The sequence below is a fragment of the Pseudoxanthomonas suwonensis genome, assembly GCF_010093235.1.
Classification (GTDB): domain Bacteria; phylum Pseudomonadota; class Gammaproteobacteria; order Xanthomonadales; family Xanthomonadaceae; genus Pseudoxanthomonas; species Pseudoxanthomonas suwonensis.
In genome coordinates, this window is record NZ_PDWP01000021.1 from 41135 (window position 1) to 66067 (window position 24933).

Genomic DNA, 24933 nt, shown 5'->3' on the forward strand with positions numbered 1-24933 from the left:
GGGGCTGTTTTCAGCTCGCCGCACCCCGACAGGCGGAGGCCTGGCCCCGTATCCGGTGGGCCACCGTCGCGTGATGGTGCGAAAATCGACAGGCTTCTCCCACGAGGAACTCCACGATGTCCAAGACCGCGTTCATCACCGGCGCCACCTCCGGCTTCGGCCTGGCGGCGGCCCGCCGCTTCGTTGCCGCCGGCTGGAAGGTCGTGGCCACCGGCCGCCGCGCCGACCGCCTGGATGCGCTGGTGCAGATGCTGGGCGCCGGCAACGTGCACCCGGCCGTGTTCGACGTGCGCGACGGCGCGGCGATGGAAGCGGCCCTGGGCGCGCTGCCGGAGGAGTTCGCCGGCATCGACCTGCTGGTCAACAACGCCGGCCTGGCGCTGGGCACGGCCCCGGCCCCCCACGCTTCGCTGGACGACTGGAAGGTGATGATCGACACCAACATCACCGCCCTGGTCACCCTGACCCACCGCCTGCTGCCGAAGCTGGTCGAGCGCCGCGGCGCGATCATCAACGTCAGCTCGGTGGCCGGCGTGTATCCGTATCCGGGCGGCAACGTGTACGGCGGTACCAAGGCCTTCGTCAGCCAGTTCTCGCTGAACCTGCGCAGCGACCTGCACGGCACCGGCGTGCGCGTGACCACGATCGAGCCAGGCATGGCCGAGACCGAATTCACCCTGGTCCGCACCCACGGCAACCAGGCCGCCTCGGACGCGCTGTACAAGGACGCGCACCCGATGAGCGCCGAGGACATCGCCGAGCAGATCTTCTACGTGGCCAACCTGCCGCCGCACCTCAACATCAACCGGCTGGAGATCATGCCGGTGACGCAGAGCTTCGCCGGCTTCCAGGTCCACCGCGGCTGAACCAGCCGCGCCACGCGCGGGACCGGACGCTTCCACGGCGCCGGTACCGCGCCCCGCGGGACGCGCAGGCGGCTTACTCGATGGCGTCGCCAGCCAGGTAGGTATAGCCGGTCAGGCCGGCCTCCAGGGCCGCGGCCATCGCCAGCGCTTCCTCCTGCGGCAGGCCGGCAGCGTGCACGCGCTGCGCGTATGCCGCGCGCAGGTCGTCCAGGCGGTAGCCGACGTAGTCCAGCATCACGTCGGTGGTGTCGCCGCGGCGCTGCTGGGTCAGCTCGTAGCCTCCCTCGTCCGTCAGCCGCACTTCCACCGCGTCGGTGTCGCCGAACAGGTTGTGGATGTCGCCCAGGATCTCCTGGTAGGCGCCGACCAGGAAGAACGCCAGCCGGTAGTGCTCGCCATGGCGCACCGGGTGCAGCGGCAGCGAGGTGTCCAGGCCGCCGTTCTCGACATAGGTCTTCACCGTGCCGTCGGAATCGCAAGTCATGTCGGCGATCACGCCGCGGCGGCTCGGCGCCTCGTCCAGGCGCTCGATCGGCACGATCGGGAACACCTGGTCGATCGCCCACGCGTCCGGGATCGATTCGAACACGCTGAAGTTCACGAAGTACTTGTCGACCAGGCGGTCGTTGAGCTCGTCCAGCACCGGACGGTGGCTGCGCTCGCCGCCGTCCAGGCGCGCACGCACGCCATGGGCCACGGCATAGAAGAGATCGTCCACGCGCGCGCGCTGCGGCAGGTCGATCTGGCCCAGGGCATAGGCGGCCAGGCCTTCGGCGTGGAAGTGCTGGGCCTCGTGGAACAGTTCCAGCGGCGGGCGGCGGTCGAGGTCGGCGTGCAGCTCGCGCAGGTGGCGGATCGCCGCCGGCTCGTCGTCGTGCGCGTCCGGCACGCGGCCTTCCGGCGCCGGCTCGACCTCGACGGTGTCGGCCACCAGCACGGCGTGGTGCGCGGTCATCGCGCGGCCGCACTCGGTGACGATGCGCGGCGCCGGCAGGCCCTGCCCGGCGCAAGCCTCGGCCAGCGGCTGCACGATGTTGGCCGCGTACTGGTTCAGGCCATAGTTGATCGAGCACTCGCTGCGCGAGCGGGTGCCTTCGTAGTCGATGCCCAGGCCGCCGCCCACGTCCATGTAGCGGATGCTGGCGCCCAGCCGCGACAGTTCGCTGAAGTAGCGCACCGCCTCGCGCATGCCGTTGGCGATGTCGCGCACGTTGGAGATCTGCGAGCCCATGTGGAAATGCAGCAGCTGCAGGCAGCCGCTCATGCCGGTGTCGCGCAGGGTCTTCCACAGGTCCAGCACCTGGCGCGGGGACAGGCCGAACTTGGCCTTGTCGCCGCCGCTGTTCTGCCATTTGCCGGCCCCCAGCGAGGCCAGGCGCATGCGCACGCCCAGGCCCGGCTCCACGCCCAGCGCGCGCGCCTCCTCCATCACCAGGCGCAGCTCGGAGGGCTTCTCGATGACGATGAAGGTCTCCAGGCCCAGCTTGCGCCCGATCAGGGCCAGGCGGATGTACTCGCGGTCCTTGTAGCCGTTGCACACGATCAGGCCGCCCGGGCGCGACAGCGCCAGCACCGCCATCAGCTCCGGCTTGCTGCCGGCCTCCAGGCCGAAGCCCTCGCCCTGGTGGCTGGCCAGGGTGCCGGCCACGCCGCGGTGCTGGTTGACCTTGATCGGGTACACGGCGGTATAGCCGCCGGCGTAGGCGTAATCGTCCATCGCCAGGGCGAATGCCGACTGCAGCTGGGCCAGCCGGTCGCCGAGGATGTCGGGGAAGCGCAGCAGCAGCGGCAGCTGCATGCCCTGGGCGCGCGCGGCCTCGACCAGGCCGGGCAGCGGCAGCGCCGGGCCGCCGGCACCGCGCGGCAGGACCTGCATCGCGCCATCGGCCACGTCGAAATAGCCCCCCGACCAGTGCGGGATGGACCAGGTGGCGCGGGCGCGGTCGGCGGACCAGTCGCTCATCGGCGGGGACTCGGCTGCGGAAGAGGACGCGCATTCTAGCGCTGACGTCCGCCCCGCTCCGTTACAATGCGCGCCCTTCGCCGCCGGCCGCCGGCGGTGCCCGCCTTCCGGCCGCGGCCCGCGGCGCCCCCTGCTTCCCACGAGGACTGCCCATGAGCACCCAGGACAACTGGTACATCGAGCGTTTCGAGCCGACCGGATCGGCCATCGGCTACCGGGTCGATGCCAAGCTGGACGAGGTGCAGTCCCCGTTCCAGAAGATCGAGATCTACAGGACCACCGACTGGGGCAACCTGATGCTGATCGACGGCGCGGTGATGCTCACCAGCCGCGACAACTTCCTGTACCACGAGATGATCAGCCACCCGGCACTGTTCACCCACGCTGCGCCGAAGCGCGTGGTGATCATTGGCGGCGGCGACTGCGGCACCCTGCGCGAGGTGCTCAAGCACCCGGGCGTGGAGAGCGCGACCCAGTGCGACATCGACGAGCAGGTCACCCGCATGGCCGAGAAGCATTTCCCGGAGCTGTGCGATTCCAACGGCGACGCGCGCGCCGAGCTGCTGTTCGACGACGGCGTGGCCTACATGGCCAACTGCCCGGCCGGCAGCGTGGACGTGGTGATCGTGGATTCGACCGACCCGGTCGGTCCGGCCGAGGGCCTGTTCAACAAGGACTTCTACGCCAGCTGCTTCCGCGCCCTGAAGGACGACGGCATCCTGGTGCAGCAGTCCGAATCGCCGCTGGCGCAGCTGGAACTGATCAAGGCCATGCGCGCGGAGATGGGCAAGGCCGGTTTCTCGACCTTCAAGACCCTGCCGTTCCCGCAGCCGTGCTACCCGACCGGCTGGTGGAGCGTGACCCTGGCGCGCAAGGGCCAGGGCTTCGGCTTCCGCGAGGCCGACGCGCAGGCCAAGCCGTTCCAGACCCGCTACTACACCGCACACCTGCACCAGGGCGTGCTGGTCGCCCCGCCGTTCGTGGCCGAGGCGCTGGGCGAATAAGCCACCAGGGGCCGGCACCGCCGGCCCTGTCCCCCCCAGATCCATGCGTTCTTGCTTCCGGGTCCGTACAGGCCGCGGAAATGCGGCGCTGCGCGCCTTAAGCCCGCGTTCTGTCACTGGAACTTAGCCTTTTCTTCACGTTCATAATTACAAGACGCGCCGGTTTTATAATTCGCGCGGCCCTGGATGGCCCCGCCCGCGGATCCCCCCTCCCCCTTCCCGCGGGCGGAACGAGAAGAACAGCCATGAACACGCTTGCGCACGCCACCGGCATGCCGGGGCGGCCGTTTGAAGCCCCGGTTCTGCTCAAGGAAGGCACCCGCCTGCTCGAACCGGATGTTTACCGCGCCCTGATCAGGGGCCAGCTCGCGGTGATCAAGGACTACAGCCGTTACCGCCGCACGCCGCTGGCGCCGCTGGCGCGGCTGCTCGTGCGCCGCGAAGCGCGCGCCCTGGGCCGCCTGCGTGGCTGGGCGCACGCGCCGATGCTGCTTGGCATCGTCGGCGGCCTGTCGCTGGCGATGGAATTCGTTCCCGGCGAGCCGCTGGGCGCGCAGCGCAGGCCCAGCGAAGAGACCTTCCGCCAGCTGCGCGGCGCGGTTGCGCACCTGCACGCCAACGGTATCACCCACAACGACCTGCACCCGGCCAACGTGATGGTCAACGGCGACCGCGTGGTCCTGCTGGACTTCGCCTCGGCCCTGCGCGTGCCGCGCTGGATGCGCCACGCGCCGGTGCTGCGCGAGCTGCGCCGCAGCGACCTGGCCAACGCGATCAAGATCGAGCGGCGCCTGACCGGCCGCACGCCTGGGCAGTTCGTGTCCCAGGTCCTGGCCGACCCGCGCTGGGTCACCGCCGTGCGCGACGGCTGGAAGCGCTTCTACCGCGGCTTCAAGGCGACCTTCGGCCACTGAGGGCCGGCGGCACTCTGGGCCGGCCCGCCCGGCTCAGAGCGCGTCGGCGTCCAGTTCGCCGGTGCGGATGCGCACCACGCGGCCCAGGTCGTACACGAAGACCTTGCCGTCGCCGATCTTGCCGGTCGCGGCGGCCTTGACGATCGCTTCCACCACCGCGTCCACGCGGTCGTCGGTGACGGCGACCTCGACCTTCACCTTGGGCAGGAAGTCGACCACGTACTCGGCGCCGCGATAGAGCTCGGTATGGCCCTTCTGCCGGCCGAAACCCTTGACCTCGGTGACGGTGATGCCCGCGATGCCCTGGCCGGCGAGCGCCTCGCGCACGTCGTCCAGCTTGAACGGCTTGATCACGGCCATGATCATCTTCATGCGGTGGTCTCCGGGAGGATCGGTTGACTGGCAGGAGCTACAGGATACCGCGCCGTGCGCTTGCCCAAGACGGCCGCGCTCCGGTTCAATGCGCGCGGCTCGGAGTTTTCCCACCCCGGGCCATGGACCCGACCGACTGCGGTGCCCCCGTCGCCGGCGCACACTAGGCTTTCCGCCGGAGGAGCACCCATGATCGACCTCAACCACATCGACGACCTCGCCCGCCGCCTCAGCGACCTCGTTCCGCCGGGCCTGCGTGAATCGCGCGAGGAACTGCAGGCCGGTTTCCGCGCCGCGCTGCAGGCTGGCCTGTCGCGACTGGACCTGGTGACCCGCGAGGAGTTCGACGTCCAGCGCGCCGTGCTGCTGCGCACCCGCGAGAAGCTCCACGAGCTGGAGCGCGCGGTGGAGCAGCTCGAGGCCCGGCTTGCCGCCGGCGACGGCGGAGCCAGCCCCACCCACTGAGGCGCCATGGGCCTGGCCCTGGTGCACAGCCGCGCCCGGGCGGGCGTGGCGGCTCCGGCCGTGCAGGTCGAGGTCCACCTCTCCGGCGGCCTGCCATCCACCCAGATCGTGGGGCTTCCCGCGGCGGCGGTACGGGAATCACGCGACCGGGTGCGTGCGGCGATCCTCTGCGCCCGGTTCGAATACCCGCAGCGGCGGATCACCATCAACCTCGCACCTGCCGACCTGCCCAAGGACGGCGGGCGTTTCGATCTCCCGATCGCGTTGGGCATCCTCGCCGCCAGCGGCCAGATCGACCGCGACCTGCTGGCCGGTTGCGAGTTCCTCGGCGAGCTGGGGCTGACCGGGGAGCTGCGGGCGGTGGATGGGATCCTGCCGGCGGTCCTGGCCGCGGCCCGCGATGGCCGGCGGCTGGTGGTCCCGGCCGCCAGCGCCGCCGAGGCGGCCCTGGCACGCCAGGCCGAAGCCTACGTGGCCCGCACCCTGCTGGAGGCATGCGCCGGCCTGGGCGGCCAGGCGAGCCTGCCACGCGCGACGGAAGCCAATGCGCCGGAAACCCCGGCAGGCTCCGTACCGCCGCTGCCGGACCTGTCGGCGGTGCGCGGGCAGCTGCAGGCGCGGCGTGCGCTGGAGATCGCCGCCGCCGGCGGCCACCACCTGCTGATGAGCGGACCGCCAGGCTGCGGCAAGACACTGCTGGCCTCGTGCCTGCCCGGGCTGCTGCCGGAGGCCAGCGAGGCGGAGGCGCTGGAAACCGCCGCGGTCCACTCGATCAGCGGTCAGGGCCTGGACCCGGCGCGATGGCGCCAGCGCCCGCTGCGCTCGCCCCACCATGGCGCCAGCGCGGTGGCGCTGGCCGGCGGCGGCAGTCCGCCGCGCCCGGGCGAGATATCGCTGGCGCACAACGGCGTGCTGTTCCTGGACGAGCTTCCCGAATGGAACCGGGCCGCCCTGGAAGTGCTGCGCGAACCGCTGGAATCCGGGCGCATCACCATCTCCCGCGCCGGGCGCAGCGCCGAATTCCCGGCCCGCTTCCAGCTGGTCGCCGCGATGAATCCCTGCCCCTGCGGTTACGCCGGCGATCCGTCGGCGCGCTGCCGCTGTACCCCGGACATGGTGGCGCGCTACTGGGGCCGGCTCTCGGGTCCGCTCCTGGACCGGATCGACCTGCACCTGGCGATGGCGCGCCTGCCGCCGGTGCAGCTGCGCGCCGATGCGCCGCCCGGCGAATCCAGCGCCGTGGTGCGCCAGCGGGTGGAAGCGGCGCGCGCACGGCAACAGGCCCGGGGTACCGGCCTCAATGCCCGCCTCGATGCCACGGCCCTCGCCAGCTGCTGTCGGCTGGCCGATCCCGAACAGGCCCTGCTGGAGCAGGCCGCCGAACGCCTGCAACTGACCGCGCGCAGCCTGCATCGCGTGCTGCGGGTGGCGCGCACCGTCGCCGACCTCGATGGCAGCGAGGCCATCGCCCGCCCGCACCTGGCCGAGGCGCTGGGCTATCGCGCGCCACTGCTGCTGCGCGACTGAGGGCGGCTGCCCGGTCGCGACTCCCGTCGACGGCGCCGCGGGACGCCCCCTGCGAAGCGGCCGCCGGGGACTGGCGCGGAGGCACGGCAGAGCCTGTTCCCACCCGGAGCGAGGCGGCGGCACGCCGCCTGCGATGGCCGGAGACGGTCTTACCTGGCCGGCACGACCTTGCTTGCCAGCGTTTTCTCCACGCTGCAGCAGCGCGGCAGGAACGGCCCCTTCCTTACCGTCGGATGGGTCGACCCCAGTTGCGATGCCGAGCGCGCATCTTGCGTCGCGATCCGGGCTTCATGGTCGCCTTCGCCCAGGTACGGCACGACCGGTTCGCCACGGATGATTGCCCTGTCTTCCGGCACGCCGGACGCATCGGCACACGCGCGCCGTGCCTCGACCAGGCCCGGTATCCGGCCCTCGCATGCATCCGGTCCGACCAGCGCCGGACGCAGTCCACGCGGACGTACATCCCGCCAGGCCACGCTTCCCTGGACATGTGGTGCGTTCGTGAACCTTGATGTCCGTGCGCTCCGGGATGATCCGTCCACGCCGCGCCTTCGCCGGAGACGAACATGATCGGCGCACTTGCGGCCTCGCCCGCTGCCGTGTCCGCGCATGGGGAAGAGACTGCGCGATCGGATCGGGACCGGGCCAGTGCATTCCTCATCCCGGGCATGGCCGCGGATTTGATCGGCGCGCGCACGCCGGTCAAGGCAAATCCGGCGTGCGCTCCACGAGGGCGCAGGGAGCACGCGGGCGCTCCCGTGCGCACGGTCACATGCATCGCGAGGTGCAATCGATCTTCGCGACTTGCGCCGCGCTGCCGGTGCGCGCGGCAACGCGGACGCGCTTCCAGGCGCAGGCGTCCGCGTCCTACCAGACGCGTCCGACAGGGTCGAACTCGGCGTTGCGCATCTGCCCTGCGCGCCAGCCGAAGCCGGAGACGGCGACCACGCCTTCTTCGAGCGGATCCAGTCCGAACGCCTGCTCGATGTCGATCTCGTTGACCGCGCAGGTGACGAAGGCGCCCAGTCCAAGGTCGGTGGCAGCCAGGTAGAGCGTCTGCGACAGATGGCCTGCGTCCATGATCACAGCGCGGTAGGCCTTGGGATGCTGCCGGTACTTCCAGAAGCAGCGCGCGAAGCGCGTGGCCATCACTACCAGCACCGGCGCGTCGGCGAACCAGTGCTGCCCGGCGAGGAGGCGCATCGCCAGCGCATCCAGCGCCTCGCCCGGCGCCGGCAGCGGCTGCAGTGCGTGGTCGACGGGGTGGTAGTGGTACAGCCCCGGCGGCACGCCTTCCACGCGCTGTACCAGGAGGTAGGCCCCGGTGGGATGCAGGCTGCCTCCGGAAGGACTGCCCTTCTTCAGGAACACCGTGTCGTCGTCGGCCTGCCAGCTGCCATGCGCAGCGAACACGCGTTCGAGCATGCGTGCCAGCAGCTCCCGCGGCAGCGCGCGCTCCTGGTCGAAGTTGCGGCAGGTGGCGCGGCGCAGCAGCAGCGCGTCGAACTCCGTTCCCTCGCTGCGCGGCAGCGGCAGCTGCGGACCGTGGCCGCCGCGCCGCGCGACGGCGGGCGGCGGCACGCCCAGCTCCCTGCGCAGTCCGTCGGCGGGGGCAAGGCCTGCGGCCTCGGGTGCGGCGAGCGCATCGCGACCCTGCCAGCGGGCCGCTCCGTGCAGCATCGCCGCCGGCGCCCACCAGTGCCCGGCACGGAGCTGCGCGTCGCGCTGCGCATGCACCGCTCGCGATCCGCCATCTGGCGCTTCCATCACCGCCAGGCCGGCATCCAGCAGCGACTCCAGCACCGAGCCCTGCCCCGAGGCGAAGGCCGTCGCGTCCGCCCAGGCTTCCGGGGAAAGCGTGCCAAGCAAGTCGCGCTGGCCCTCGTCCAGCACCACCGGCTGCGCGAGATGGGGGGCGTGCGCAGCCCATTCAGCCGTGCGGCGAACGCCATTTCCGCCCGACAACAGCCCCTCCAGGTCGAACTCGACCTGCTCCCGCGGCTCCAGGTAGACGACCGCACACCTACGCACCCGCATGGTTCCCTCCTGCCAAGATCGCTTGCATCCCAGGCCCGCCAGTATGACGATGCCAAGTCCGGCGCCGAAGCGCGTCATGCATGGGGAAGCAAAATGAAGAAGCCACTGGATCCGGCCGTCGCCAACGAACTGCTCGATCGCCTCGCAAGCGATGACGCCTTCCGCGACCTTTTTTCCAGCGACCCGCGCGCGGCGCTGTCCTCGCTCGGCCATGAAGTGTCGGCCGAGGAAACGCTGGCCTGCATGCGGACCAACGTGCTGGCATCCAAGGATGAAATCGCCTCGGCGCGCGATGCCCTGCGCACGCGCCTCACCGGCCACGCCACCGGCGCGATGACGGTGATCTTCAGCTTCGAGGCCGGCGCGCCGGACAAGCGCCTGGCCTGACGGCCGCCGGACGCCCGCGCCGCCGCTCAGCGGCCCGCGGGCGTCTTCCCGGCCTGCGCCACGTCCACGGCATTGAAGGGCTGCAGGAGCTGGGTCACCGGCACTTCGGACCAGGCCTGGCCCACGTGCGCCTTCAGCCAGCGGTCCTGCACCGCCGCGCCCTCGACGTCGCCCACCGCGCGATACAGTTCGCGCATCACCACCCGCGTCTGCACCAGTTCGGTGCCATCCAGCTGCGGCGCCAGCAGGTCGATGCCCTCGCGCGGCCGCCCGTCCAGCCGCAGCTGGTTGGCCCTGACCAGGCTTATCAGCCGCGCCAGCGCGGCATTGGGCATGCTCGCCGCTTCCGGCTCGATCCATCCCAGGCATTCGGCCGCGAGCCTGCGGTAGCCCTGCCGCTGCGCGAGGTAGGCGAGCGTCGCGGCGCGGAACAGTTCCTCGTGGCGGCTGGGCATGTTCGCGTCGCCCAGCGCGGTGCGGAAATCCTCCGCCAGCTGGCGCAGCGCCGCTTCCGGCAGCGGATCGCCGGCCAGCGCGCGCACCGTAGCGTCGACCAGGCTGAAGTGGCGCGGAAACGGATCAGGCATGGCCACGGCGCGCCAGCGTGCCCTGCCGGCCAGCTCCACCGCGCGCGCGCGGTCGCCCTCGACCAGGGCCAGCGAGGCCAGTCCACGCTGCGCCAGCAGCCAGATCAGCGTGCCGCCCTCGGGCCTCGAGTCGGCCAGGACCTGCCGCGCTTCCTCCCTGCGGCCCAGCGCGACGAGGACCTCCGCGCGTGCGCCCACCGCCGGCGCACGCCCGGCGTGCTGCGCCTGGTCAAGCATCTGCAGCGCCTCCTGCGGCCTGCCCAGCGCGTTCAGCGCGCGCGCGGCGTGCACCATGGTGTAGGTCCGCATCGGCGCCTGCGGCACCGAAGCCGCCGCGGCATGCTCCAGCGATTCCTCGAAGCGGTTGTCGACCAGCAGGTACCAGGCCGCGTTGGAACGCGCGGGGAGGTAGTCCGGGTAGAGCCTTGCCAGCGCCAGCCACTCGGTCAGCGGATTGCCCGAGGGTGCGACCTCCGTCTCCCAGGCGTCGACCAGCAGCCGCTCGCGCGGTGCCAGCGTGTTGCGCAGCCGCACCGCCTGCGCCACGTGCGCGCGCGCCTCCGACTGCCGGGCCATCGCCCATTGCAGGCCGGCCAGGCCCAGGTGGGCGCGGGCGAAGCCCGGATCGATCCGCAGCGCGTTCTCGTAGAGGCTGCGTGCCTCGTCGTAGCGGCGCTGTGCCATCGCCGCCTCGCCCAGGGCGTAGGCGCGCAGCGCCTCCAGTTCCGACGTGGTCGCCTGGGACAGGCTCACCCCGTCGCTGTCGATCGTCGCAATGGCCTCGCCCAGGCTCCTCCTGAGGTCCGAGGCGACCTCATCCACCGACGCCAGGATCGAGCCGACCCCCTTGCCGCTGGCCTTGCGCGAGTACACCGTGGCCTGGGATACCGGGTCGACCACCTCTATGGAGAACTGCAGCCGGCCGTCGACCTCGGCGACCGTCGGCAGGATCACCGCGCGCGCGCCGTCGCGCATCGCCACCCGGGAAGCCAGGGCGCGGTCGAGCGCGGTCTCGTCCGGATCCAGCTCCATCTGCTCCAGCGTCTGCCGCACCTTCAGTTCGCTGAGCACGTTGACGTGGCGCGACTGCTCCAGGCTGATGCGGAATGCCTGCTCCACTGCCTTGTCGAACATCGGATGCCCGGTCAGGTTGCGCAGGCTGCCGACGACGACCCAGTCGCGCTCGGCGAAGGCGATGGCCGGTTCGCTGCGGCTGGCCAGCCACAGCCCTATCGCCAGGCCCAGCACGGCGGCGACCTGGACGGCCAGCGCGAGCGGCCGCCGCCACGCCGGCAGCTCGCGCCTGGCCTTGCCGTCGGCCGGACGCGGCGGTGCGAGGGGGGCGATGCCTGGCTCGCCGGCCTCGTGCACTTCCACCGGTTCCGGCAGTCCCTTGAAGCGCCAGCGCCCGTGGTCCTTCCATGCCAGCGTCCGGGCACCCCCGGCCGCGAGTTCGGGCTCGGCGCGCCGGGCCCGGGACTGGGCGACATGCGACAGCAGGATCTGTCCCGGCCGGGCCAGGGCCATCAGCCGGGCCGCCACCGGCCTGGCCGGGCCCTCGACCTCCAGCGGCCTGGCGCCGTTCCGCACCGTCTCGGCATCGTTGGCCCAGCTGACCACCTCGCCCACGTGCAGGCCGGCACGCGCCGCCAGGCGCACCCCATGCGCCTGGCCCAGCGGACCCAGGCCGCGCTGGTAATCCAGGGCGAAACCCAGCCCGTCCTCCGGGCGCTCGAACAGCAGCAGCAGTCCGTCGGAACGGTCGATCAGCTGCCCGCGCCACTGCTGCTGCAGGCGCAGGACGAGCTGGTCGTGTTCGCGGAACAGGGCGGCGGCGTCGTCGCCCATGCGCTCGACCAGCGCGGCGGAATCGCACAGGTCGGTCATGAGCAGGGTCCGCAACCGCGGAACGTCGCTCCCCTTGGACGGCGGACCTTCCATCAGGTGGCCTCAGGTACGTGCGGGCGGCTCGCCATCGGCCCAGCAGACGCGGTTGCCGCCTTGGCGCTTGGCCTCGTAAAGGGCGGCATCGGCGTGAGCGTACCAGTGGTTCAAGTCGCTGTGAACGTGGACCAGGAGCCCGCCCGGATCGCCCCGGCGGAACAGGCGCTCGCCATCCCGGACTTCCCGCGGCTGCCCCATCGAGGCGAACAGCGCGTGCTCGGCAGCGGCCAGCGCCGCCGTGGCCGCCTCGGACACCCTGCCGTGCCCCGCCTGGGGGGCGCTGGCGCCCACCGCGTCGATCGACATCCCGCCGTCCCCTTCCCGCTCCCCGTGGGAGCTCCCGACCATACCACGGGAACTGAATATCGCATCACAGTTCGGGGCTGGGCGCGCGCGGGAGAGGGGGCGCCGATGCCGCCAGCAGCCCGGATGTCCCGCTCCGTGGGACGAACCTGCGGGGCGCGGGAAGGGCCGACGCATGCCGCGGTTAGTGGGTACGCGTCCGGTTCCAGGAGGATTTGTGCCGCCCTCCGGGCCACAGGCAGCGATTGGCGCGGTTGCCGGCGACAGCCAGGACCTGGGCCAGGCGGCCCGCAGGGCAGCCACGGACCGGCATCCGCTGCTGCAGGTGGATGACCAGCTTCCCGTGGTATCCCGGTTCGACATGCGCCCCCCAGCCGAGAGGCCCAGATGTAATCGTGGTGCGCACGGCGATCAAGGCAAATGTCGATTGCATGTCACTGCGCCGGGAGCGCGCCCCCTGCGCGTCATTCCGACGCGATCGGCATGCGTCCCGGAGTGCAATCGCTGTTGTGCGACTCCCCGCACTGGCCGGGGCCGCCGGTGGCCGGGGACGGCGCCCATCGGAAAGCCGCCGCGGCGGGATATCCCATCCGCCCATGCATGCGCCCGGCAGCCTGCTGCAGGCCGCGCGTGGACAGCGGATGCATCGAAGCTCCCGGCGCCGGTGGCCCGGCGCCGGGAGCTGGCTGGCCCCATCAGGCCGCGTTGCGGTCCTGGAACTGCTCTTCCTCGGTCGAGCCCTTCAGCGCCGTGGTCGAGGACTGGCCCTGCTGGATGGCCTGGGTCACCGCGTCGAAGTAGCCGGTGCCCACCTCACGCTGGTGCTTGACCGCGGTGAAGCCCTTCTCGGCCGCGGCGAACTCCGCTTCCTGCAGCTCGACGAAAGCGCTCATCTGGTTGCGGGCATAGCCGTGGGCCAGGTTGAACATCGAGTAGTTCAGGGCGTGGAAGCCGGCCAGGGTGATGAACTGGAACTTGTAGCCGTAGCTGGCGATCTCCTTCTGGAACTTGGCGATCGTGGCGTCGTCCAGGTTCTTCTTCCAGTTGAAGCTCGGCGAGCAGTTGTAGGCCAGCATCTTGCCCGGGTACTTGGCGTGGATGGCCTCGGCGAACTTGCGCGCGAACTCCAGGTCCGGCTTGCCGGTCTCGCACCAGATCAGGTCGGCGTACGGGGCGTAGGCCAGGCCGCGGCTGATCGACTGCTCCAGGCCGTTCCTGACCCGGTAGAAGCCCTCGACGGTGCGCTCGCCGGTGCAGAACGGCTTGTCGTTGTCGTCGATGTCCGAGGTCAGCAGGTCGGCGGCCTCGGCGTCGGTGCGCGCGATCAGGATGGTCGGCACGCCCATCACGTCGGCGGCCAGGCGCGCGGCGTTGAGCTTCTCCACCGCCTCGCGGGTCGGCACCAGCACCTTGCCGCCCATGTGGCCGCACTTCTTCACCGAGGCCAGCTGGTCCTCGAAGTGCACTCCCGCCGCACCGGCCTCGATCATCGCCTTCATCAGTTCGAAGGCGTTGAGCACGCCGCCGAATCCCGCCTCGGCGTCGGCCACGATCGGCTGCAGGAAGTCGATGCTGTCGTTGCCCTCGGCGTGGTGCAGCTGGTCGGCGCGCAGCAGGGTGTTGTTGATGCGCTTGACCACCGCCGGCACCGAATCGGCCGGGTACAGCGACTGGTCGGGATACATCTGCCCGGCCAGGTTGGCGTCGGCCGCCACCTGCCAGCCGCTCAGGTAGATCGCCTTGAGGCCCGCCTTGACCTGCTGCATGGCCTGGTTGCCGGTCAGCGCGCCCAGCGCGTTGACGAAGTCCAGCTCGTGCAGGTAGTTCCACAGCTTGCCCGAGGTGATGCGGGCGATGGAATGGTCCACCGGGATGGTGCCGCGCAGGCGCACGACGTCCTCGGCGGTGTAGTTGCGGGTGATGCCGGCCCAGCGCGGGTCGGTGTTCCATTCGTGCTGGATCTGCTCGGCGGTCTTCAGCGTGCTCATGGGTTTCTCCGTGGGGCTCTTGGGCGGTGCGGTCTTGATGGTCGTTCCCGTCGTCCGGCATGCCGGAACGACGGTCAGTCCAGGCGGGCGTACGCCGGCAGGGTCAGGAACTCGACCAGCTGGCAGGCGCGGGTCAGCTCGTCGAGCAGGGCGGTGGCCTCGGCGATGCGGCGGCCACCGGGCAGGTTGGCGGTGTCGCCCAGGCGCCCGGGCAGCGCGGCCAGGGCGCGTTCGAACAGGGCGAAGTCGATGACGGTGCCGTCGGCCAGGTGCACCGGGCTGCCGTCGGCGTGGCGGCCGCGCGGGTCGGAGTGGTGCAGCCACTGCCACAGCTGGGCGCGGGCGATCTCGGCGGTGGCCGCGTCCTCCATCATCCCGTGGATCGGCACGCAGCCGTTGCCGTCCAGCCAGGCGGCCAGGTAGCGCACGCAGACCTCGATGTTGTTCTCGAAGCCCTCGCGGGTGATCGTGCCCTCGCAGGGGCGGATCAGGTCGTCGCGGCCGACCTGCACGTCCTCGCGCAGCACGTGGTGCTGGTTGGGCGTGGGCATGTGCGCATCGAACACCTCGCGCGCCACCGGGATCAGCGCCGGATGCGCGACCCAGGTGCCGTCGTGGCCGGCGGTGACCTCGCGCAGCTTGTCGGCGCGCACGCGGGCCAGGGCCTGTTCGTTGGCCACCGGGTCGGAGGCGTTGGGGATCTGCGCGGCCATGCCGCCCATGGCGTGGGCGCCGCGGCGGTGGCAGGTGCGGATCAGCAGTTCCGAGTAGGCCTTCAGGAACGGCTGGGTCATGGTCACCTGGCCGCGCTCGGGCAGCACCTTGTCGGCGTGGGCGCGGAAGGTCTTCAGGTACGAGAAGATGTAATCCCAGCGCCCGCAGTTCAGGCCGACGATGCGGTCGCGCAGCGCGTGCAGGATTTCGTCCATCTCGAACACCGCCGGCAGGGTCTCGATCAGGACGGTGGCCTTCATCTGCCCGTGCGGCAGGCCCAGGAAGGCCTCGACGTGGGACAGCGCGGCCTCCCACAGCGCCGCCTCCTCCATCGACTGCAGCTTGGGCAGGTAGAAGTACGGGCCGCGGTCGTTGGCCATCAGGGTGCGCGCGTTGTGGTACGCGAACACCGCCATGTCGAACAGGCCGCCGGCGATCGGCTCGCCGTCCACGCGCACGTGCTTCTCGTCCAGGTGCCAGCCGCGCGGGCGCACGATCAGCACCGAGCGCTCCTCGTACGGGCGCAGGCGGTACTGCTTGCCGTTCTCCGCCTCGAAGGCCAGCGAGCCTTCGACCGCCCCGGCCAGGGCGCGCTGGCCGGCCAGCAGGTTGCGCCAGGTCGGCGCGGTCGAGTCCTCGAAGTCGGCCATGTAGCAGTTCGCGCCGGAGTTCAGCGCGTTGATCACCATCTTCGGGTCGACCGGGCCGGTGATCTCCACGCGGCGGTCCTGCAGTGCCTTCGGGATCGGCGCGACCTTCCAGTCGCCCTCGCGGATGTGGCGGGTGTCGGCGCGGAAGTCCGGCAGGCCGCCGGCGTCGAAGAAGGCCTGGCGCTCGCGGCGGGCCGCCAGCAGGGCGCGACGCTCCGGCTCGATCGTGCGGTGCAACGTCACCAGCAGTCCCAGCAGCGGTGCCGGCAGCAGCTGCTCCTGGCCGGCGACCCGCTCGGTCAGCGAGAGCCCGGCCGCGCCCTTGGGGGCCGGGGTCGGGGCCGGGCGCGGGCCCGGGGTCGGTGAGGCGGGAATGGCGGATTCAGCGGTCGCGGACATTGGGGGCTCCTGCTGCGGTGCGGGAGTCCAAGCTGCTGCCTCGCTCATGTATTTGACAAAGCAGTTTTGTCAATGTAGTTCATAAGTCAGGCTTATATCGTCGGTGACGATTACGTGAGCGCTGCTGCAAGTCCGCGTTTTTCCTACAAATCCGACCGACTGAAACCCCTGCGCGCGTTCTGCCAGACCGTGCGCCTGGGCTCGGTCTCAAGGGCGGCGGAGGCGCTTTTCGTGTCCCAGCCGGCCATCACCCTGCAGTTGCAGGCGCTGGAGCGCGACCTGGGCATGCCCCTGCTGGAGCGTTCCGGGCGGCGCCTGCTGCCCACCCGGGAAGGCGAGCTGCTCTACGAGATGGCCCTGCCGCTGGTCGAACAGCTGGACGGCCTGGAGAACGCGTTCCGCGAACGGGTGCGCGGGCTGGACGCCGGCGAGCTGCGGATCGCGGCCAATAGCTCGACCATCCTCTACCTGCTGCCGAAGATCGTCGCCGCCTTCCGCCAGCAGCATCCGGACGTGCACCTGGTGCTGAACAACGTGGTCACCAGCGAGGGCACCGAGCTGCTGCGCGAGGACAAGGTGGACCTGGTGGTCGGGACCATGCTGGACGTGCCCGCCGACCTCAGCTACGAGGCCGCGCACCGCTTCGAGCAGCGCCTGGTCGCACCGCCCGGGCATCCGCTGCTGCGCAAGGCGCGGCTGGAACTGTCCGACCTGTCCGAGCACCCGCTGATCCTGCCGCCGCAACGCCAGGTGACCTGGCGCCTGGTCGACCTGGTGCTGCAGCAGAACCGGGTGCCTTACACGGTCGCGCTGGAGGTCAGCGGCTGGGACGTGATCAAGCAATACGTGGCCATGGGCCTGGGCGTGTCCATCGTCCCGTCGGTATGCCTGAACGAGGGCGACGAGGCTCGCCTGGGCTCGCGGTCGCTGGCCGCGTTCTTCCCCGCGCGCAGCTACGGGGTGGTCGTGCGCAAGGGCCGCGTGCTGTCGCCACAGGCACGCGCCTTCATCGCCCTGATCCGCCCGGACCTGATGGCGCCACGCGAATACGACCAGAGCGGGCATTCCGAACGCTGAGCATCCGCCAGCAGGCCGGGAGTGTGGCCGGGACGGGAGGGATCACGCCAGGTGCGTATGCCGCCAGATGGCCACGACCGCGACCATGCACAGGAACCAGAACGCCAGGCCCACCACCGCGCACCATGCGCTTTCCGGGTGGGTGCGCACGCCGAGGCCGCGCAGCAGCGCATAGCCCAGGCGCTTCACCAGGATTTCGAGCACCACGTCGACCAGGACGTAGCCCACGATGCGGACGGTCCAGCCCAGCAGGCCCCCAATGGCTTCCTCCGGCATCGACGCGCTCCCGGACTTGGCTCAGCGGAGCTGGGTGGCTTCCACCTGCCGGTCGTGCATCGCCAGGTCCCTGCCGATGCCGTAGCCGTAGACGAACAGCAGGAACGCCGCCGTGCAGGCCAGCAGGGCGCCGCCGAGGAGGCGGTTGTGCCGCGCCAGGGCCAGTCCAGAGGTCACGAATGCCCCGGCGAACAGCAGCGGGGACCAGGCCAGGCCGGCGACCACGAACGCGCATGCGGCGAACGCTTCGGCGGCGGTGATGCGGATGCGGCGGATCGACTGCATGGATGGCTTCCCTGTCCGTTGCATGTGGGTTGTCGCGCCATGGCCGGTCCCGGCCATGTTCCCTGGCGCGATGCCGATCCTATCGCGCCGGCAAGCGCCGCACATCAGTCTTCCCGGCCGGCCCGCAACGCCGCGAACGCCTCCAGCGCCGCCGCCCTGCCCTCGGCCAGGTCCACCTGCGGCCGGCGCGGATAACGCGGCGCGACCCTGCGCAGCAGCTCCGGGTGCTGCCACGGCGCGAACCGCGCCGGCAGCGGCAGCGGCGCCAGCTCCGGCAGCCAGCGCGCGATGTACCGCCCCTGCGGATCGAACTTCATCGCCTGGCTGACCGGGTTGAACACGCGGAAATACGGCGCCGCGTCGGCGCCGGTGCCGGCGGCCCACTGCCAGCCCTGGGTGTTGTTGGCCAGGTCGGCGTCGACCAGGGTGTCCCAGAACCAGCGCGCGCCGTGCAGCCAGTGGATGCGCAGGTGCTTGGCCAGCCAGCTGGCGACGATCATGCGCACCCGGTTGTGCATCCAGCCGGTGTGCCACAGCTGGCGCATGCCGGCGTCGATGACGGGCACGCCGGTGCGGCCGCGCTCCCAGGCATCCAGGGTCGCGCGCAGCGGCCGCGCCCAGCGGAAGCCGGCCATGCGCGGGTCGAGGTCCTGGTCGACCACGTGCGGGTAGTGGTGCATCACGTGGTGGGCGAACTCGCGCCAGCCCAGCTCGGCCAGGAAACGCTCGCGGTCGGGCGCCGGCACGTCGGCCTCCTGCACCGCCGCGGCCACGCGCTGCACCGAGATCTCGCCGAAATGCAGGTGCGCCGACAGCCGCGAGGTGCCGTCTTCGGCCATGCAGTCGCGCGCCTGCGCGTAACCGCGAAGGCCGTGGGCCAGGAACGCCTGAAGCCGCGCGCGCGCGCCGGCCTCGCCCGGCGTGGCGTCCTCCCAGAAGCCGGCATCCCAGTCGGGGCGGGTCCCGGGAACGATGGCGTCCAGATGCCGGCCTTCCGGCGCCCCCGCCTGGTCCGGCGAGGGCAGCCGCGCCGGCGCCTCCCACCGCGGCCGCAGCCGCCACTGCGCCAGCGCGTTCTTCCAGAACGGGGTGAACACCCGGTACGGGTCGCCCTGCTTCGTCTCGATTTCCCAGGGCTCGAACAGCAGCGAGCCGTTGAAGCTCTCCGCATGCAGCCCGGCCTGGCGCAGCTGCCGCTTGATCCGGGTATCGCGGGCCTCGATGTGCGGCTCGTAGCGGCGGTTCCACAACACCGCCTCGGCGCCGGTCAGTGCGGCCACGGCCTGCAGCGTCCCCAGGCTGGGGCCGTGCAGCATAAGCAGGCGCGAGCCACGCGCCTCCAGCGCCGCGGCCAGTGCCGCCAGCGAGTGCCGGCGCCAGGCGTCCGAGGCCGCGCCGGGTGCCCAGGCGCCCTCCTCGTCCGGCGCGTGGATGTACACCGGCACTGGCACCAGGCCGCGGTCCAGCGCGGCGCGCAGGGCGGGGTGGTCGTCCAGCCTGAGATCGTCACGGAACCAGACCAGCGCCACGCCCATGGGCAATCCTCAGGTGGTGCCGCGGTTGCGGCCCATCCACGGCCGGTACCAGGCGCGGACGGCGGCCATGTCGGCCTCCATGTCGCCGGTGGTGTGGAACAGCGGACCGAAGCCGATGATCCGCTCCGGGTAGTGGAAGTAGGTCATCAGCACCGGCACCTGGGCGCCGTGGGCGATCTTCCAGAAGCCGCGCTTCCATTCCTTGACCGCCTTGCGCGTGCCCTCCGGCGCGACCACGAACCACATCCGCTCGCTGCCGCGCACCAGGTCGATCGCCTGCTCGACGATGCCCTGCGGGTTGCTGCGGTCCACCGGGATCACGCCCAGCCGGCGCAGCACGATCGACAGCGGCCACCAGAACAGCTGGGCCTTGCCCAGCACGCGGATGTCCACGCCCAGCGCCAGCTTGGCGGCCATGCCCCAGATCCCGTCCCAGTTGGACGAGTGCGGCGCGGCGATCACCACCAGCCGGCCGACCGGCGGGATCTCGCCCACCACGCGCCAGCCGCCCAGGCGCAGCACGCTGCGGCCGAGCCAGCGGGTGAAGCGGCTGAAGCCGACGGCGGGGACCTGCGGAACCTGCGCCGGCATCGCCGGCAGCAGGGGTGTTGCTTCGGACATGCTCATTCCCAGTCGCGGCGCGAACGGGCGCGCTTGATCTCGCTACGCTCGCGCTTGCCCTCGATCCGGCGCTTCTGCGAGGCGCGGGTGGGGCGGGTCGCGATGCGCCGCTTCGGCACCGCCCGGCCGGCGGCAATGAAGGCCGCCAGGCGCTCGCGCGCATCCTGGCGGTTGCGCTCCTGGGTGCGGAAGCGCTGCGCATCGATCACCAGCACGCCGTCGTCGGTCAGGCGCCGGTCGCGCCGTGCCAGCAGCCGCTCGCGCAGGGCCTGGGGCAGGGACGGGGAACCGGCGATGTCGAACCGCAGCTCGACGGCGGTGGAAACCTTGTTGACGTTCTGCCCGCCGGCGCCGCTGGCGCGCACGAACCGCTCGACGATCTCCGACTCCGGGATCGCCAGGTCGGGACTGATGCTGAGTACGTCGACGGGCATGGGCGGATTGTAAGCGGGCGACGCCCGGCGGCGCGTACTCAGCCGCCGTCCGCGGCGTCCCCGGGCAGGCTCCAGCCGAACAGCGCCATCGCCTTGAGGAACTCGCCCGAGGGCGGCGCCACGACCGTCATCCGGCGGCCATCCCGCGGATGCGGGAAGCCCAGCTGCCAGGCGTGCAGCAGCATCCGGTGCACGCCGCGCATGCGGAAGGCGCGGTTGTGGCGGCCGTCGCCGTGGCTGGTATCGCCGATGAGGTGGTGCGAGGCGTGCTTGAGGTGCCGGCGGATCTGGCGAAAGCGCCCGGTCACCGGCGCGCATTCCAGCAGCGCGTAGCGCGAGGTCGGGAATCCGGCCGAGGGCTCGTCCAGCTCGCCGCAGGCCAGCCGCCGGAAGCGGGTCACCGCCGGCTTCTTCTGCGGCTTGCCCGGGCCGCCGTCCAGCGGATGGTCGATGGTGAACTCCTCCTCCGGCCAGCCGCGGCACACCGCCAGGTAGCGCTTGTCCAGTTGCTGGGCCATCACCGCCCTGCCCAGGGCCGAGGCGGTGTCGCGGTCGAAGGCCAGCAGCAGGCAGCCGCTGGTGGCGCGGTCCAGCCGATGCACCAGGAACACCGGCCGCCCGAACTGGGCGCGCAGGCGGTCGGCGGCGAAATCGGTCTCGTCGGCCGCCAGTGCGCTGTCGTGCACCATCAGCCCGGCGGGCTTGTCGACCACGGCCAGGCAGTCGTCGGCGTGGAGGACGGGAAGGGATCCGGGGAGTTCTTCGTTCACCGGCGCATTATCGGCGGGCGTGGCGGCGATTACGAAGGCATCGGCTGGCGGAGGCCTTAAGGACTCCTTAAACCCCGCACCCTATCCTCCACCGACCCCCGTCACGGTTGCCCGCCCTTGTCCCAGGTCCTGCTCGTCGAAGACGACCGCATGCTCGGCGACGCCGTGGCCGCCGCGCTGGCGCGCGACGGCTGGCAGGTGGACCGCGCGACCGACGCCGCCTCCGCGCAGCTGGCCCTGGTCGACCATGCCTACGCGGCAGTGCTGCTGGACCTGGGCCTGCCGCGCGGTTCCGGCCTGGACGTGCTGCGCACCCTGCGCCAGCGCTACGACCCCACCCCGGTGCTGGTCGTCACCGCGCGCGACCGGCTGAGCGACCGGGTCAGCGGCCTGGATGCCGGGGCCGACGATTACCTGGTCAAGCCGTTCCAGAGCGACGAGCTGCTGGCCCGCCTGCGCGCCCTGGTCCGCCGCGCCCAGGGCCGGGTGACGCCGCAGCTGTCCTGGCGCGGGGTCAACCTCGACCCGGCCTCGCGCACCGTCACCCGCGACGGCGCCGACGTGCGCCTTGGCGCCAGCGAGTACCGCACCCTGCTGGCGCTGCTGGAGCGCCGCGGCCGCGTGGTCCCGCGCGAGACCCTGGAGTCGCTGGTCTACGGTGGCGAGGGCACGATCGAGAGCAACACGATCGCGGTGTACGTGCACCAGCTCCGGCGCAAGTTCGGCGAGGACTTCATCTCCACCGTGCACGGGATCGGCTACCGCATCGGATGACATGCGCAACCACTCGCTGAAGCTCAAGCTGTTCAAGGCGCTGGCCGCCATCCTCCTGCTCGGCTGGCTGGTCTGGCTGGGCTGCGAGTACCTGAAGATCTCGCGCCAGCAGAGCCGCCATGGCGACAGCATGCTGCGCGAGGTGGCCGAGCAGGTGCTGCTGTCGCTGCCGCGCGACATCGCCGGGATCGAGGCCTCCGGCCGCCTGCGCCTGCCGCCGGACCAGCCGGCGGCGAGGCTGCAGAAGTTCGCCAGGATGCAGTTCCAGGTCTGGCGCCTGGACGGCCCCGAGCGCGTGGTCGCCTCGCAGCGCGCGCCGTCCAGCCCGCTCAAGCCCGACTTCGCCCCCGGCTTCGGCACGACCGGCGCCGATGGCGAGCACTGGCGCGTGTACGCCGTCAGCGACGACGAAGGCCGGGTGCAGGTGCAAACCGGGCTGGCGATGAGCGCGATGCAGGCCGAGCTGGGCCAGTGGGCCGGGACCGTGGCGCTGTACACGCTGGGGGCGCTGCTGGCACTGATCGCCGCCTGTTGGGGCGCGGTGCAGTGGGGCCTGCGCCCGATCGAGCGCCTGCGCCGCGACATGGCCCGGCGCGCGCCGCTGGACCTGGCGCCGCTGCCCACCGCCGGCATCACCCGCGAGGTGCTGCCGCTGGTGGAATCGTTCAATGCCCTGCTGGCGCGCCTGGGCGAGGCGATGCAGGCCGAGCGCCAGTTCCTGGCCGACGCAGCGCACGAGATCCGCACTCCGCTGGCGGCGCTGCTGACCCAGGCCGAGCTGGCGATGCAGGCCGACAGCCGCGAGGAAGCGCGGGCGGCATTGCAGCGGCTGGCCGGGGGGATCGAGCGCACCTCGCGCCTGGCCCAGCAGCTGCTGGATTCGGCGCGGCTGGACGCCTCGCAGCGTGGCGGCGACGGCGCGGTGGTCGAGCTGGCAGAGGTGGCGACCATGGTCGCCCGCGAGTTCGAGGGCATGGCCGCGCGCCGTTGCCAGGTGCTGGCGGTGACGGCCAGCGAGGCGCCGGTGCACGGAGACCTCGACGACCTCGGCATCCTGCTGCGCAACCTGGTCGACAACGCCGTGCGCTACGCCGGCGAAGGCGCGCGCATCGAGATCGACTGCCGGATCGGGGACGGCCACGCGCGCCTGCGCGTATGCGACGACGGCCCGGGCGTGCCGCCGGGCGAACGCGAACGCATCTTCGAGCGCTTCTTCCGCGGCAGCAACGGCAACGGCGAGCGCGGCAGCGGCATCGGCCTGTCGCTGGTGGCGCGGATCGCCGCCCGCCACGGCGCGACCCTGGCCGTCAGCGAGGGCATCGGCGGCCGCGGGCACTGCGTCAGCGTGGCGTTCCCGCTGCCGGCGGCGCGTTGACCAGCGCGTCGTCCGCCCGCCGGTCGTGCTCCTGCCCGGGCACGCGCCACCAGGGCTCCGCCGGCGGTGGCGACAGCGCATCCACCGCCTGGCCGAAGCGCGGCATGGTGATGTCCACACCGCGCGCGCGGGCCGCGGCGAACACCCGCTCCATCGGCTCGTTCCAGTCATGGAAGGCCAGGTCGAAGGTGCCGTTGTGTATCGGCAGCAGCCTGCGCCCGCGCAGGTCCAGGTGCGCCTGCACGGTCTGCTCCGGAAGCATGTGCACGCCTTCCCACATCGGGTCGTAGGCGCCGCACTCGACCAGGGTCAGGTCGAACGGCCCCAGCCGCCGGCCGATCTCGGCGAAGCCCGGGAAGTAGCCGCTGTCGCCACTGAAGAACAGGTTCAGGCCGGGCGCGCGGATCGCCCACGAGGCCCACAGGGTGCGGTTGCGGTCCCGCAGTCCCCGCCCGGAGAAATGCTGCGCCGGCGTGGCGGTCAGGGGCACCCCGTCGACCTGCAGCGAATCCCACCAGTCCAGCTGCCGGACCTTGCCCGGTTCCACGCCCCAGCGCAGCAGCCGGTCGCCCACGCCCAGCGGTGCCACGAACAGCTCCGTGCGACTGGCCAGGGCGCGGATCGTGGCCTTGTCGAGGTGGTCGTAATGGTCGTGCGACAGGACCACCCCGCGCAGCGGCGGCAGCTGGTCGACTGCGATCGCGGCCGGCTGGAAGCGGCGCGGCCCGGCCCAGGACAGCGGCGAGGCGCGTTGGGACAGTACCGGGTCGGTCAGCCACCAGCCGCCGTCGAGCTTCACCAGCACGCTGGAGTGGCCGATCCGGTACAGGCGGTTGTCCGGCGCGCCGGCCAGCGCCGCCGCATCCAGCACCTCCACCGGCAGCGGCGCGTCAGGCCGGGTGGCTGGACGCTTGCCGGCCAGGAACTTCCACCACAGCGTGAGCGACTCGCGCCCCCGCGGCATGCGTGGCACCTGCTGGTTGTGGAATGCGCCATCGTGGAACTGGGGGGACTGCGGGTATTCGGCGGTGCGTGCGGGAACGAGGGTCATCGAGGCTCCGGCGAGGACGGCAAGGGAGAGCAGGGCGAGATTGCGGCGGCGACGGCTCATCGCTGCGCGCCCTCGCGGGAAGGAACCGGCAGTTCGCTGCCATCGGGCAGGCGCAGGCGCAGGCAACCCATCTCCGCCGCCATCGCCAGCGCATGCGCCTGCAGGCGCGCGCCGATACCGCGCCGGCGCCATCGCGGGCGCACGTAAACCCCGTCGATGGCCAGGCAATAGCCGCCCCGCGGCAGCACCAGGCCGGTACTGGCCACGATCGCGCCGGCCAGCACGCCATCGGCTTCCGCCAGCCAGGCCCAGCTGCGGCAGGGCGCGTCGAACAGCGCCTCGCGCAGCGGCAGCGGCATTCGGTCGGCCGGTCCACGCACGCCTGCCGCCTCCTGGCACAGCGCCCACAGCGTGGCGGCGTCCTCCGTACGGGCGCGGCGCAGTACGGGAACGGCGCCGGACACCGCGTGGATGCGCGCGCCGGCCGCTATCGCCGGGGACCGCGGCGGCGTGTCGGACCGCGGCGGCGGAAGGATGTCGTGCAGGACCATCGGCATGCTCCTCGGTGGCGGCATGGGCCCCCGATGCCTGCAGCCTGCCCGCGTGGCTTTAAGA

24 protein-coding genes are annotated in these 24933 nt (G+C 71.7%); 9 read left to right on the top strand and 15 right to left on the bottom strand.

Going from position 1 to position 24933, the window contains the following annotated elements:
• Positions 1–116: 116 nt before the first annotated feature.
• A complete protein-coding gene (locus CSC68_RS11300; protein ID WP_162203662.1) occupies positions 117–866 on the top strand; it encodes an SDR family NAD(P)-dependent oxidoreductase in 750 nt (249 codons plus the stop codon).
• A gap of 73 nt (positions 867–939) precedes the next feature.
• On the opposite strand, the gene speA is transcribed toward CSC68_RS11300, so the two are convergent.
• Positions 940–2829 (bottom strand): arginine decarboxylase, encoded by a 1890-nt coding sequence (gene speA, locus CSC68_RS11305; protein ID WP_162203663.1) that lies wholly within the window; start codon positions 2827–2829, stop codon positions 940–942.
• Between the two features lie 152 nt (positions 2830–2981).
• On the opposite strand from speA, the gene speE reads away from it, so the two are divergent.
• Both speE and CSC68_RS11315 read left to right on the top strand, forming a co-directional pair.
• Complete coding sequence (speE, locus tag CSC68_RS11310; RefSeq protein WP_162203664.1) at positions 2982–3833, top strand: polyamine aminopropyltransferase; 852 nt, start codon at positions 2982–2984, stop codon at positions 3831–3833.
• Between the two features lie 245 nt (positions 3834–4078).
• Positions 4079–4747 carry a phosphotransferase gene (locus CSC68_RS11315; protein WP_162203665.1) on the top strand — a complete coding sequence of 223 codons (669 nt, stop codon included), beginning with the start codon at positions 4079–4081 and terminating at the stop codon, positions 4745–4747.
• 33 nt (positions 4748–4780) lie between these two features.
• Here the strand turns inward: CSC68_RS11315 and CSC68_RS11320 are convergent, their stop codons facing one another.
• On the bottom strand, positions 4781–5119 hold the full coding sequence (locus CSC68_RS11320; RefSeq protein WP_162203666.1) for a P-II family nitrogen regulator: 339 nt from the start codon (positions 5117–5119) through the stop codon (positions 4781–4783).
• A gap of 189 nt (positions 5120–5308) precedes the next feature.
• Between CSC68_RS11320 and ubiK the strand changes: the two genes are divergently transcribed.
• Positions 5309–5584, top strand: coding sequence for a ubiquinone biosynthesis accessory factor UbiK (gene ubiK / locus CSC68_RS11325; RefSeq protein ID WP_162203667.1), 276 nt, complete (start codon positions 5309–5311; stop codon positions 5582–5584).
• 6 nt (positions 5585–5590) lie between these two features.
• Positions 5591–7111: a YifB family Mg chelatase-like AAA ATPase gene (locus tag CSC68_RS11330; RefSeq protein WP_162203668.1), complete on the top strand. Its 1521-nt coding sequence runs from the start codon at positions 5591–5593 to the stop codon at positions 7109–7111.
• A gap of 867 nt (positions 7112–7978) precedes the next feature.
• Here the strand turns inward: CSC68_RS11330 and CSC68_RS11335 are convergent.
• The gene (locus tag CSC68_RS11335) at positions 7979–9148 is read right to left on the bottom strand and encodes a putative peptide maturation dehydrogenase (RefSeq protein ID WP_162203669.1); all 1170 of its coding nucleotides are present in this window, start codon (positions 9146–9148) and stop codon (positions 7979–7981) included.
• Between the two features lie 93 nt (positions 9149–9241).
• Here CSC68_RS11335 and CSC68_RS11340 point away from each other — a divergent pair, with 93 nt between their 5' ends.
• On the top strand, positions 9242–9535 hold the full coding sequence (locus CSC68_RS11340) for an NHLP-related RiPP peptide (RefSeq protein WP_162203670.1): 294 nt from the start codon (positions 9242–9244) through the stop codon (positions 9533–9535).
• A gap of 26 nt (positions 9536–9561) precedes the next feature.
• Here the strand turns inward: CSC68_RS11340 and CSC68_RS11345 are convergent, their stop codons facing one another.
• The 4 genes from CSC68_RS11345 to aceB all read right to left on the bottom strand — a co-directional run bounded on the left by CSC68_RS11345 (position 9562) and on the right by aceB (position 16120).
• Entirely contained in the window at positions 9562–12063 is a 2502-nt protein-coding gene (locus CSC68_RS11345; RefSeq protein ID WP_281353868.1) for a putative peptide modification system cyclase, read from the bottom strand.
• 9 nt (positions 12064–12072) lie between these two features.
• Positions 12073–12372 (bottom strand): hypothetical protein, encoded by a 300-nt coding sequence (locus tag CSC68_RS15950; protein ID WP_246193543.1) that lies wholly within the window; start codon positions 12370–12372, stop codon positions 12073–12075.
• A 692-nt stretch (positions 12373–13064) separates the two neighbouring features.
• Complete coding sequence (gene aceA, locus CSC68_RS11355; RefSeq protein WP_162203672.1) at positions 13065–14357, bottom strand: isocitrate lyase; 1293 nt, start codon at positions 14355–14357, stop codon at positions 13065–13067.
• Positions 14358–14431: 74 nt separating this feature from the next.
• Entirely contained in the window at positions 14432–16120 is a 1689-nt protein-coding gene (gene aceB / locus CSC68_RS11360; RefSeq protein WP_162203673.1) for a malate synthase A, read from the bottom strand.
• Positions 16121–16234: 114 nt separating this feature from the next.
• Here aceB and CSC68_RS11365 point away from each other — a divergent pair, with 114 nt between their 5' ends.
• Positions 16235–17197, top strand: coding sequence for a LysR family transcriptional regulator (locus tag CSC68_RS11365; RefSeq protein WP_162203674.1), 963 nt, complete (start codon positions 16235–16237; stop codon positions 17195–17197).
• A 42-nt stretch (positions 17198–17239) separates the two neighbouring features.
• On the opposite strand, the gene CSC68_RS11370 is transcribed toward CSC68_RS11365, so the two are convergent.
• The 6 genes from CSC68_RS11370 to CSC68_RS11395 all read right to left on the bottom strand — a co-directional run bounded on the left by CSC68_RS11370 (position 17240) and on the right by CSC68_RS11395 (position 21148).
• Entirely contained in the window at positions 17240–17473 is a 234-nt protein-coding gene (locus tag CSC68_RS11370; RefSeq protein ID WP_162203675.1) for a hypothetical protein, read from the bottom strand.
• Between the two features lie 21 nt (positions 17474–17494).
• Positions 17495–17758 carry a hypothetical protein gene (locus tag CSC68_RS11375; protein WP_162203676.1) on the bottom strand — a complete coding sequence of 88 codons (264 nt, stop codon included), beginning with the start codon at positions 17756–17758 and terminating at the stop codon, positions 17495–17497.
• Between the two features lie 104 nt (positions 17759–17862).
• Positions 17863–19293, bottom strand: a complete 1431-nt coding sequence (locus tag CSC68_RS11380; protein WP_162203677.1) for a cryptochrome/photolyase family protein — start codon at positions 19291–19293, stop codon at positions 17863–17865.
• A gap of 9 nt (positions 19294–19302) precedes the next feature.
• Positions 19303–19914, bottom strand: a complete 612-nt coding sequence (locus tag CSC68_RS11385) for a lysophospholipid acyltransferase family protein (RefSeq protein WP_162203678.1) — start codon at positions 19912–19914, stop codon at positions 19303–19305.
• A 2-nt stretch (positions 19915–19916) separates the two neighbouring features.
• The gene (gene arfB, locus CSC68_RS11390; protein ID WP_162203679.1) at positions 19917–20348 is read right to left on the bottom strand and encodes an alternative ribosome rescue aminoacyl-tRNA hydrolase ArfB; all 432 of its coding nucleotides are present in this window, start codon (positions 20346–20348) and stop codon (positions 19917–19919) included.
• 38 nt (positions 20349–20386) lie between these two features.
• Complete coding sequence (locus tag CSC68_RS11395; protein WP_162203691.1) at positions 20387–21148, bottom strand: pseudouridine synthase; 762 nt, start codon at positions 21146–21148, stop codon at positions 20387–20389.
• Positions 21149–21235: 87 nt separating this feature from the next.
• On the opposite strand from CSC68_RS11395, the gene CSC68_RS11400 reads away from it, so the two are divergent.
• The gene (locus CSC68_RS11400; RefSeq protein WP_162203680.1) at positions 21236–21892 is read left to right on the top strand and encodes a response regulator transcription factor; all 657 of its coding nucleotides are present in this window, start codon (positions 21236–21238) and stop codon (positions 21890–21892) included.
• A gap of 1 nt (position 21893) precedes the next feature.
• Positions 21894–23267: a sensor histidine kinase gene (locus CSC68_RS11405; RefSeq protein WP_162203681.1), complete on the top strand. Its 1374-nt coding sequence runs from the start codon at positions 21894–21896 to the stop codon at positions 23265–23267.
• On the opposite strand, the gene CSC68_RS11410 is transcribed toward CSC68_RS11405, so the two are convergent.
• Entirely contained in the window at positions 23233–24318 is a 1086-nt protein-coding gene (locus tag CSC68_RS11410; protein ID WP_162203682.1) for an MBL fold metallo-hydrolase, read from the bottom strand. The genes CSC68_RS11405 and CSC68_RS11410 overlap by 35 nt on opposite strands.
• Positions 24319–24374: 56 nt before the next feature.
• Entirely contained in the window at positions 24375–24869 is a 495-nt protein-coding gene (locus tag CSC68_RS11415) for a GNAT family N-acetyltransferase (protein ID WP_162203683.1), read from the bottom strand.
• Positions 24870–24933 lie beyond the last annotated feature (64 nt).

Excerpts from the sequence above, each read along its gene's own strand:
- CSC68_RS11300 (WP_162203662.1), top strand. The coding sequence starts at position 117 with ATGTCCAAGACCGCGTTCATCACCGGCGCCACCTCCGGCTTCGGCCTG.
- speA (WP_162203663.1), bottom strand. The coding sequence starts at position 2,829 with ATGAGCGACTGGTCCGCCGACCGCGCCCGCGCCACCTGGTCCATCCCG.
- speE (WP_162203664.1), top strand. The coding sequence starts at position 2,982 with ATGAGCACCCAGGACAACTGGTACATCGAGCGTTTCGAGCCGACCGGA.
- CSC68_RS11315 (WP_162203665.1), top strand. The coding sequence starts at position 4,079 with ATGAACACGCTTGCGCACGCCACCGGCATGCCGGGGCGGCCGTTTGAA.
- CSC68_RS11320 (WP_162203666.1), bottom strand. The coding sequence starts at position 5,119 with ATGAAGATGATCATGGCCGTGATCAAGCCGTTCAAGCTGGACGACGTG.
- ubiK (WP_162203667.1), top strand. The coding sequence starts at position 5,309 with ATGATCGACCTCAACCACATCGACGACCTCGCCCGCCGCCTCAGCGAC.
- CSC68_RS11330 (WP_162203668.1), top strand. The coding sequence starts at position 5,591 with ATGGGCCTGGCCCTGGTGCACAGCCGCGCCCGGGCGGGCGTGGCGGCT.
- CSC68_RS11335 (WP_162203669.1), bottom strand. The coding sequence starts at position 9,148 with ATGCGGGTGCGTAGGTGTGCGGTCGTCTACCTGGAGCCGCGGGAGCAG.
- CSC68_RS11340 (WP_162203670.1), top strand. The coding sequence starts at position 9,242 with ATGAAGAAGCCACTGGATCCGGCCGTCGCCAACGAACTGCTCGATCGC.
- CSC68_RS11345 (WP_281353868.1), bottom strand. The coding sequence starts at position 12,063 with ATGGAAGGTCCGCCGTCCAAGGGGAGCGACGTTCCGCGGTTGCGGACC.
- CSC68_RS15950 (WP_246193543.1), bottom strand. The coding sequence starts at position 12,372 with ATGTCGATCGACGCGGTGGGCGCCAGCGCCCCCCAGGCGGGGCACGGC.
- aceA (WP_162203672.1), bottom strand. The coding sequence starts at position 14,357 with ATGAGCACGCTGAAGACCGCCGAGCAGATCCAGCACGAATGGAACACC.
- aceB (WP_162203673.1), bottom strand. The coding sequence starts at position 16,120 with ATGTCCGCGACCGCTGAATCCGCCATTCCCGCCTCACCGACCCCGGGC.
- CSC68_RS11370 (WP_162203675.1), bottom strand. The coding sequence starts at position 17,473 with ATGCCGGAGGAAGCCATTGGGGGCCTGCTGGGCTGGACCGTCCGCATC.
- CSC68_RS11375 (WP_162203676.1), bottom strand. The coding sequence starts at position 17,758 with ATGCAGTCGATCCGCCGCATCCGCATCACCGCCGCCGAAGCGTTCGCC.
- CSC68_RS11380 (WP_162203677.1), bottom strand. The coding sequence starts at position 19,293 with ATGGGCGTGGCGCTGGTCTGGTTCCGTGACGATCTCAGGCTGGACGAC.
- CSC68_RS11385 (WP_162203678.1), bottom strand. The coding sequence starts at position 19,914 with ATGTCCGAAGCAACACCCCTGCTGCCGGCGATGCCGGCGCAGGTTCCG.
- arfB (WP_162203679.1), bottom strand. The coding sequence starts at position 20,348 with ATGCCCGTCGACGTACTCAGCATCAGTCCCGACCTGGCGATCCCGGAG.
- CSC68_RS11405 (WP_162203681.1), top strand. The coding sequence starts at position 21,894 with ATGCGCAACCACTCGCTGAAGCTCAAGCTGTTCAAGGCGCTGGCCGCC.
- CSC68_RS11410 (WP_162203682.1), bottom strand. The coding sequence starts at position 24,318 with ATGACCCTCGTTCCCGCACGCACCGCCGAATACCCGCAGTCCCCCCAG.
- CSC68_RS11415 (WP_162203683.1), bottom strand. The coding sequence starts at position 24,869 with ATGGTCCTGCACGACATCCTTCCGCCGCCGCGGTCCGACACGCCGCCG.